We start from the raw sequence: 7,962 nt of genomic DNA, 5'->3' as shown, positions 1-7,962 counted from the left end.
CGCAAGATTGCGTCTATGACACAGTAAGACTAGGAGCGTGGGCGGCAAAAGGCGCCGAAGCGAAACGTGCGAAAAGCGAGGACAGCGTGGTGCTGCCGACAAGCCCAGGGTGGCCCCATGGGTGCGGTCGGCAGCGCCGCGATGGACCGGTTTCTCGCGCGTTGCAGCCGGCGCACCTTCTGCCGCCCACGCTCCTTGCAGGCTGGTCACCGCGCTGGCCGCCGGGACAGCGCCAGTGCCGTGCGCTATCCGTCCCGCAACCTCATCTGGCCCCGAACGCCCGGTCCCGCGCCCGCAGGCGGCAGCCAACCCGGTCCGGCAAGCCAGTGGCGGCCACCCCGGCCACCATCGGGGGACACAGAAGACTCAATCGGGGCCTGATCCCGAACCCGAATTCCGTCATCCAGGCATGCCCACAGCGGGCCGGCCGGCGCATGGCGCCTTCGGCCCACGACCGACCGTCGACGAGGGCGAAGCGGTCAATGTCCCGCCGAGCCTCGAGACGTGTTCGCGAGCGACTTGTCCAACGTTGCGCTGACGGCCGGATCCGGGTTCAATGCGCCTCGGCCTGCTTGGCCGCGCGGATCACGGCCTCGGTGTCGCCCCTGGTGCCATTGAACAGGACGTTCAGCAGCACGGCGGTGATCGAGGCCAGCACGATGCCCGATTCGATCATGATGTGCAGCGCGTGCGGCATCCACTGCAGGTACTTGGGCGCGATCACCGGGATCATGCCGATGCCGATGGAAACCGCGACGATGAGCGCATTGTTGCGGTTGTTGGCGAAGTCCACGCCGCCCAGGATGCGGATGCCGGTGGCCGCCACCATGCCGAACATCACGATGCCGGCGCCGCCCAGCACCACGGTGGGCAGCGACTCGACCAGCGCCGCCATCTTGGGCAGCATGCCGAGCAGGATCAGGATCACGCCGCCGGCCACGCAGACGAAGCGGCTCTTGACGCCGGTCACCGCCACCAGGCCGACGTTCTGCGAGAAGCTGGTGTAGGGAAAGGTGTTGAAGATGCCGCCGATCAGCGTGCCCAGGCCGTCGGTGCGCAGACCGCGCGCCAGGTCGGGCTGCTTGACTTCCTTGTCCGTCATCTCGGAGAGGGCGAGGAACATGCCCGTCGATTCGATCATCACCACCAGCATGATCAGCGACATCGACAGGATCGCCACCGGGTCGAAGATGGGCGTGCCGAAGTGGAACGGGATGATGACGTCGAACCAGTTGGCCTCGGCCACCTTGTCGAAGTTCATCATGCCGGCGGCCCAGGCGACGACACCGGCGACGATGATGCCGATCAGCACCGATATGTTGGCCAGGAATCCCTTGGCGAACTTGGCCACCAGCAGGATCGTGACCAGCGCCACCGCCGACACGCCCACGCCAGGCAGCGCCGCGTAGCGCGGGTTGGGCATCGAAGGCGCCAGCGCCAGGCCCTCGGGCACCGGGGGAAATCCGGCAGTGCCGGTGGCGGCCGCGCTGCGCAGGGTGCTCAGCCATTCGGTGTGCTCGGGCTTGACGATCAGCGGCGCGGTCGGGCCGACCGGCAGCCCGAAGATCCAGTTGATGCCGACACGCATCAGGTCGATGCCGATCACCGCGATGATGGTGCCGGTGACCACCGGCGGGAAGAAGCGCAGCATGCGGCTGACCACCGGCGCGATCAGGATGGAGATGATGCCCGCGCCGATGATCGAGCCGAACAGCAGGCGCGCGCCGTCGGTGCCGGGGCTGCTGCTGGCGATCGCCACCATCGGGCTGACGGACGCGAAGGTCACGCCCATCATCACCGGCAGCTTGATGCCGAACCACTGGGTCGCGCCAAACGACTGGATCAGGGTCACCAGGCCGCAGCAAAACAGGTCGGCCGAGATCAGCATCGCCACTTCGTGGTGGGGCAGCTTGAGCGCGCGGCCCACGATCAGCGGTACCGCGATGGCGCCGGCGTACATCACCAGCACGTGCTGCAGGCCGAGCGCGGTCAGCTTGCCGGCCGGCAATACCTCATCGACCGGATGCACGCCGGCGGCCTGGGTGGCTTGGCTCATGTTGTCTCCTCGTTTGAATGGATGCGCACCTTGTTGTCGCAATGCGCGCAAGGGTGAAGCATAGGTGGATTGGAACTTTTGAAAAATACGCTCAATGACATAATTCAATCGAAAATGTCGATCAAATCGTCACTGCCCGAGTTGCGCGTGTTCATCGCGCTGGCGGAAAGCGGCCACTTCACGCGCGCCGCGGAACGCCTGGGCGTGTCGCAGTCGACGCTGAGCGCGGCCCTGGTCAAGCTGGAGCGCGTGCTGGGCACGCGGCTGTTCGATCGCCACACGCGCGCGTGCCGGCTGACGGAGGCCGGGGCCGCGCTGCTGCCCGAGGCGCACCGGCTGGTGGCCGGCTGGGACCAGTGGGTGGCCGACGCGCGCGACTTCGCGCGCCTGTCGCGCGGGCGCGTCACGGTGGCGGCGCCCAACGCCCAGTGCGCAATGCTGCTGCCGCAGGTGATGCGGCGCTTCCAGGAGAGCTTCCCGGGCGTGCGCGTGCTGCTGCATGACGTGCCGGAAAACGAGGTCCATACCCTGGTGCGCAACGGCGCGGCCGACCTGGGCATCGCGACCCAGACCGAGGCGCGCACGGACCTGGTCACCACGGTGCTCGACGCCGACGAGTTCGTGGTCGTGCTGCGGCCCGACCATCCGCTCGCGCACAAGCGCGGCCCGCTCGACTGGGAGGATCTGTGCGCGCATCCCCTCATCGGCTACCTGCCGGGCAACCCCGTGCGGCGGCTGCTGGAGGACCACCTGGGGGCACGCGGGGTGACACTGTCCTATGCGTACGAGATCGGCCTGCCCTGGACCGTGATGGGACTGGCGCGCGAAGGCCTGGGCGTGGCCGTGGTCACGCGCACCCTGCAACCGCTGGCCGACTGGCACCAGCTCGTGCTGCGCCCCGTGGGGCGGCCGCCCCTGGCCCGCATGCTGACGCTGTTTCGCCCACCGGGCGGGTCCCCATCGCCCGCCGTCGCGGCGTTTCGCGACGTGCTGCTGCAAGCGGCTGGCGTGGCCGCCGGCTGACTTCCGAATCCCGCGCACGGGCGGCCTGCGCGGTCAGGCGAGCAGGTCCGCCAGGGTGCGCGCCACCACCTTGGTGGCGCGGCGCAGGTCGTTCAGGTCGACGCGCTCGTCGTTGCGCTTGGCATGGCTTTCCAGAACCGTGCGCGGGCCGGCGCCGTAGATCACGCCGGGGATGCCCTGCTCGACATACAGTCGCACGTCGGTGTAGAGCGGCGTGCCGACAGCGGGTGGCCTCTTCCCGAAGATGGCCTCGCCGTGCTTCTGGATGGCGTCCACCAGCGGCCTGTTGCCGGGCAGGGGCGTCATCGCGTTGGCGAGCAGGATGCGGCGCACGTCGGCGCGCACGGCGTTCTCGCCCCGCACCCCGCGCCAGCGGTTGAAGTGGCGCGTGGCGTCCTCGATCACCTTGCGGAGGCGCGCCTCGACGCGGGCCGGGTTTTCCTCCGGGATCATGCGGCGGTCGAGCTTGAGGATGACCTTGCCCGGAATCACGTTGGTGTTGGTGCCGCCCTCGATGCGGCCGATGTTCAGGTACGGGTGCTTGATGCCCGGCACCCTGGACGTGACCTTCTGGTAGGCGCTGTTCTCGGCGTACAGGGCGTTCATGATGAACACCGCCGCCTGCAGCGCGTCGACGCCGGTGTCGGGCACGGCCGCGTGCGCCATCCTGCCCTCTACCGTGACTTCCATCTGCAGGCAGCCGTTGTGCGCGGTGACGACCTCGTAGCTGAAACCGGCGGCGATCATCAGGTCGGGCCTGGTGAGTCCCTGCCGGAGCAGCCAGCCCGGGCCCAGCAGGCCGCCGAACTCCTCGTCGTAGGTGAAGTGCAGCTCGACCGTGCCCTGGGCCGGCTTGGCCACCGCCTCCAGCGCGCGCACTGCGAAGTTGAAGGTGGAGAAGTCGCTCTTGCTCACGGCCGAGGCGCGGCCGTAGAGCTTGCCGTCCTCGATCTCGGCGCCATAGGGATCGTGCGTCCAGCCCTCGCCGGGAGGCACCACGTCGCCGTGCGCGTTCAGCGCGATGGTGCGGCCGCCCGGTCCGTAGGGGCGGCGCACGATCAGGTTGGTGATGCTCTGCATCCCGTAGTCGCGCACCTCCTGCTCGGGCACGGGGTGCTTCTCGGCCTGGAAGCCCCAGACGGCGATCAGCTCGGCCGTCTTCTCGGCGTGTGGCGCGTTGTTGCCGGGCGGCGTGTCGGTGGGCACGCGCACGAGCTGCTGCAGGAAAGCGACCTGCTCGTCGAAGTGCTGGTCGATCCAGGCGTCGAGCCGGGCGTAGGTTTCGGATGAAACGGTCATGTCGATCCTCGGATGAAAACAGGGGCGGGGGCGGCCGCGCCGCGTGCGCAGCCGCCGCGGGTCAGGGTTGCAGGTCGCGGGCCAGGCCATCCAGCACGTGCTGCATGGCGCGCACCGCCAGTTCCAGGTCGTCGGCGGTGCTCGACTCGAGCGGGTTGTGGCTGATGCCCGCGTTCTCGCCGCGCACGAACAGCATGGCCTGCGGCATGATCTCGTGCAGCTTCATGGCGTCGTGGCCGGCGCCCGAGGGCATGCGGTGCACGGGCAGGCCGAGCGCCGCCACGGCATCTTCCCAGCGCTTCTGCAGCGCGGGATCGGAGGGCGCGGCCGAGGCGCGCATGGCTTCCACCGTCGAGACGCGTACGCCGCGGCGCTGTGCGATTTCCTGCGCGGCCGCCAGCACGTCGGCCACCACCGCGTCGCGCTGGGCGTCGTGGGGCGCGCGGATGTCGAGGCTGAATTCGCAGCGCCCCGGCACCACGTTGACCGAGCCGCTGGGCACCTGCAGCATGCCCATGGTGCCGACCGAATCGCCATCCTGCGCGGCGCGCTGCTCGAGGTAGAGCGCCAGCTCGGCCGTGGCGCAGGCGGCATCGCGCCGCGTGCCCATCGGCGTTGTGCCGGCATGGCTGGCCTGGCCGACGTAGGCGCCCTGGTAGCGGGCGCTGCCGTTGATCGAGGTGACCACCGCCAGGGGCAGGTTCATCTCGTTGATCACCGGGCCCTGTTCGATGTGCACCTCGATGTGGCCCAGGTAATCGGCGGCGTTGCGCCTGAGCGCGGGGATGGCGGCGATGTCCAGCCCGGCGTGCTGCATCGCTTCGCGCATGGTGATGCCGTCAGCGTCCTTCTGGTCGAGCCACTCGGGCTTGAAGTCGCCCACCAGGGCGCCCGAGCCGATGAAGGTGGCCTTGTAGCGCTGGCCTTCCTCCTCCGCGAAGCCGACGACCTCGAAGTCGAACGGCAGGCGCCGGCCCGTGCGCGCGAGTTCGCGCACGCAGGCAATCGGCACGAAGATGCCCACGCGGCCGTCGTACCTGCCGCCGTTGCGCACGGTGTCGTAGTGGCTGCCGGTGAGCAGGGTCTTCGCATCCTTCACCGCCGGGTCGGCCTTGTAGCGGCCGACCACGTTGCCGACGGCGTCGATGCGCACCTCGTCGAAGCCGGAGTCGCGCATGGTCTGGCTGATGTAGGCAGCGCAGGCGCGGTGCGCGTCCGTCAGGTAGGTGACGGTGAGCTGGCCCAGCTCGGCGTAGCCGGGATCGGTGTACTGGGCCAGTTCCTCGTGCCAGTCCCACACCTGGTTGCCCAGCGCTGGCGCGGCGTCGAACTTGTCGGCCAGGCGGATCTCGACGATGCGGTTGATCTGGCGCAGGGCCTCGGCACGCTCGAATTCGGGGTGGTTCTCCAGGCGCCGCTCGAAGGTGTCGATGATCTGCTGCTTGCTCATCCCCGTGCCGCGCGGGCCGCGCACGCAGTGCACGAACGGAAAGCCGAAGCGTGCCTGGTAGTCGGCGTTGAGCTGGCGGATGCGTGCGAGTTCGGCGGGCGTGCAGGCCGTCAGGCCGGCGCGCTGCTGCTCGCCGGTCGATTCGGCGGTCAGCGCGCCACTCTCCATCGCCTTCCCCGCGAGTTCCGGGTGGGCGCGGATCAGCGCGAGCTGGGCCTCGGGCGCGCCGGCTGCGAGTGCCCGCGCCATCGCCTGCTTGAGCTGGGAGAGCGTGTGGAACGGGCGCGACTTCAGCGCCTCGGCGACGATCCAGGGTGTGTGCTCGTACAGGCCGTCGAGCATTTTCTCGGCCTCGGCGAGCGGGGCCTGGTTCAGTTGATCCAGCGTGTAGGTCATGCCGGTGGGTCTCCTCGGAATCCGGGTGTCTGTTCTTCAGCGGGCCGCCGCGGGGTGCGTGGCGATCCAGTGGCGCGCGATGTCGATGCGCCGGCACACCCAGACGTCCTCGTGCCGTGCGATGTGGTCCAGGAAGCGACGCAGCGCCGTGAAGCGACCGGGGCGCCCGACCATGCGGCAGTGCAGGCCGATGTTCATCATCTTGGGACGGTCCAGGCCCTTGGGGTCGCCTTCGGCATAGAGCGTGTCGAACGTGTCGCGCATGTAGCGGAAGAACGGCTCGGCGTCGCTGTAGCCCTGCGGCAGGCCGAAGCGCATGTCGTTGCAGTCCAGCGTGTAAGGCACGACCAGGTGGTTCGCGTCGCTGCCGTCGGTCTTCTTCACCTTCATCCAGAACGGCAGGTCGTCGCCGTAGTAGTCGGCGTCGTAGAGCAGGCGGCCGTCGTCCACCACCAGGCGGCGCGTGTTGGGGCTGTCGCGCCCGGTGTACCAGCCCAGCGGCCGCTCGCCGGTGATCTTCTCGATGATCGCCAGGGCCTCGGTCATGTACTGGCGCTCCAGCGCCTCGTCCATGTCCTGGTAGTGGATCCACTTGAGCGCATGGCAGGCGATCTCGTGGCCGCCGTCCTGGAAGGCCTGCGCCATCTCGGGGTAGCGCTGCAGCGCGGTGGAGACGCAGAAGATCGTCAGTGGCAGGCCGCGCTGCCTGAATTCGCGCAACACGCGCCAGACGCCGGCGCGCGAGCCGTATTCGTAGATCGTCTCCATGCTCAGGTGGCGGCCCGGATACGACGCCGGGTTGAACAGCTCGGAAAGGAAGGTCTCGCTGCCGGCGTCGCCGTGCAGCACGCAGTTCTCGCCGCCTTCCTCGTAGTTGAGGACGAACTGCACGGCAATGCGCGCGCCGCCGGGCCAGCGCGCGTGTGGCACGTCGGCGCCGTAGCCGACCAGGTCACGCGGGTAGGGGGCGGTGCTGTCGTAGATGGGGCTCGTCATGTTGTCTCCTCGGTGGTGCTGCCTGCGTCGCCCGTGCCGGCCAGGGCCTTGCGGACGTCGAAAGTGGGGGGTGGCTGGTCCAGGTTGAGCCCGGCCTCGACGTGATCGAGGTGCTCGCGCATCAGCGCCACGGCGCTGTCCATGTCGCGACGGGCGAAGCTCTCGACCAGCTCGGCGTGTTCGGTCGCCGAGTCGTGGGCCGCGCTGCTGCTCTGGTACATCAGGGTGGCGATGGCGCAGCGTGCCAGCAGGTCGCCCAGCACGTGCGCCAGCACCTGGTTGCCCAGCAGCTCGGCCATGCGCACGTGGAAGTCGCCCAGCAGCTCGGTGCGGCCTTCCACGTCGTCGAGTGCCACCGCGGCCTGCTCCTGCGCCACGTGCTCGCGCAGCGTCTCGATGTCGGCTTCGCTGGCATCGCGCACGAAGGCGCGGGTCAGCTCCAGCTCCAGCATGCGGCGCACCGCGAACACCTGGCGCGTCTCGGCCACCGAGGGGCTGGCGACGAAGGCGCCGCGCGCAGGCTCCAGCGTCACGAGGCGCTTCTGGGAAAGCTGGAACAGCGCCTGGCGCACGAGCGTGCGCGACACACCGAAATGGCTGGCCAGCGCCTGCTCGACCAGCTTGGCGCCGGGTTGCAGGCGATGCTCGACAATGGCCTGCGTGAGCGCCACGACGATGCGATCGGTGGTACTGGACGGTTTCATGAGAAGCGCATCATAGACTCGTTTTGAAAAACTGTATA

The 7,962-nt window shown here is 69.0% G+C and carries 6 protein-coding genes; 1 reads left to right on the top strand and 5 read right to left on the bottom strand.

The genetic code is table 11. The annotated features are described in order from the left end of the window. Positions 1 to 553 precede the first annotated feature (553 nt). Positions 554 to 2,056 carry a nucleobase:cation symporter-2 family protein gene (locus tag PKA16_RS11815; protein WP_324403427.1) on the bottom strand — a complete coding sequence of 501 codons (1,503 nt, stop codon included), beginning with the start codon at positions 2,054 to 2,056 and terminating at the stop codon, positions 554 to 556. Between the two features lie 114 nt (positions 2,057 to 2,170). Here PKA16_RS11815 and PKA16_RS11810 point away from each other — a divergent pair, with 114 nt between their 5' ends. Next, complete coding sequence (locus tag PKA16_RS11810; RefSeq protein ID WP_324403426.1) at positions 2,171 to 3,079, top strand: LysR family transcriptional regulator; 909 nt, start codon at positions 2,171 to 2,173, stop codon at positions 3,077 to 3,079. Positions 3,080 to 3,112: 33 nt separating this feature from the next. Here the strand turns inward: PKA16_RS11810 and PKA16_RS11805 are convergent, their stop codons facing one another. From PKA16_RS11805 to PKA16_RS11790, 4 genes are all read right to left on the bottom strand, one after another. Beyond that, positions 3,113 to 4,378 carry a M20/M25/M40 family metallo-hydrolase gene (locus PKA16_RS11805; protein ID WP_324403425.1) on the bottom strand — a complete coding sequence of 422 codons (1,266 nt, stop codon included), beginning with the start codon at positions 4,376 to 4,378 and terminating at the stop codon, positions 3,113 to 3,115. 61 nt (positions 4,379 to 4,439) lie between these two features. Then, a complete protein-coding gene (gene uraD, locus PKA16_RS11800; RefSeq protein WP_324403424.1) occupies positions 4,440 to 6,224 on the bottom strand; it encodes a 2-oxo-4-hydroxy-4-carboxy-5-ureidoimidazoline decarboxylase in 1,785 nt (594 codons plus the stop codon). A gap of 36 nt (positions 6,225 to 6,260) precedes the next feature. Further along, positions 6,261 to 7,220, bottom strand: coding sequence for an allantoinase PuuE (gene puuE, locus PKA16_RS11795; RefSeq protein ID WP_324403423.1), 960 nt, complete (start codon positions 7,218 to 7,220; stop codon positions 6,261 to 6,263). Beyond that, positions 7,217 to 7,924 carry a GntR family transcriptional regulator gene (locus PKA16_RS11790; RefSeq protein WP_324403422.1) on the bottom strand — a complete coding sequence of 236 codons (708 nt, stop codon included), beginning with the start codon at positions 7,922 to 7,924 and terminating at the stop codon, positions 7,217 to 7,219. The genes puuE and PKA16_RS11790 overlap by 4 nt, the downstream gene beginning before the upstream one ends. Positions 7,925 to 7,962: the final 38 nt, after the last annotated feature.

Source organism: Ottowia sp., from assembly GCF_035325765.1.
In the GTDB taxonomy this organism is placed as follows: Bacteria; Pseudomonadota; Gammaproteobacteria; order Burkholderiales; family Burkholderiaceae_C; genus Ottowia.
Note: the sequence above shows the minus strand (reverse complement) of the source record. Positions and strands in the feature narration are given on the sequence as shown.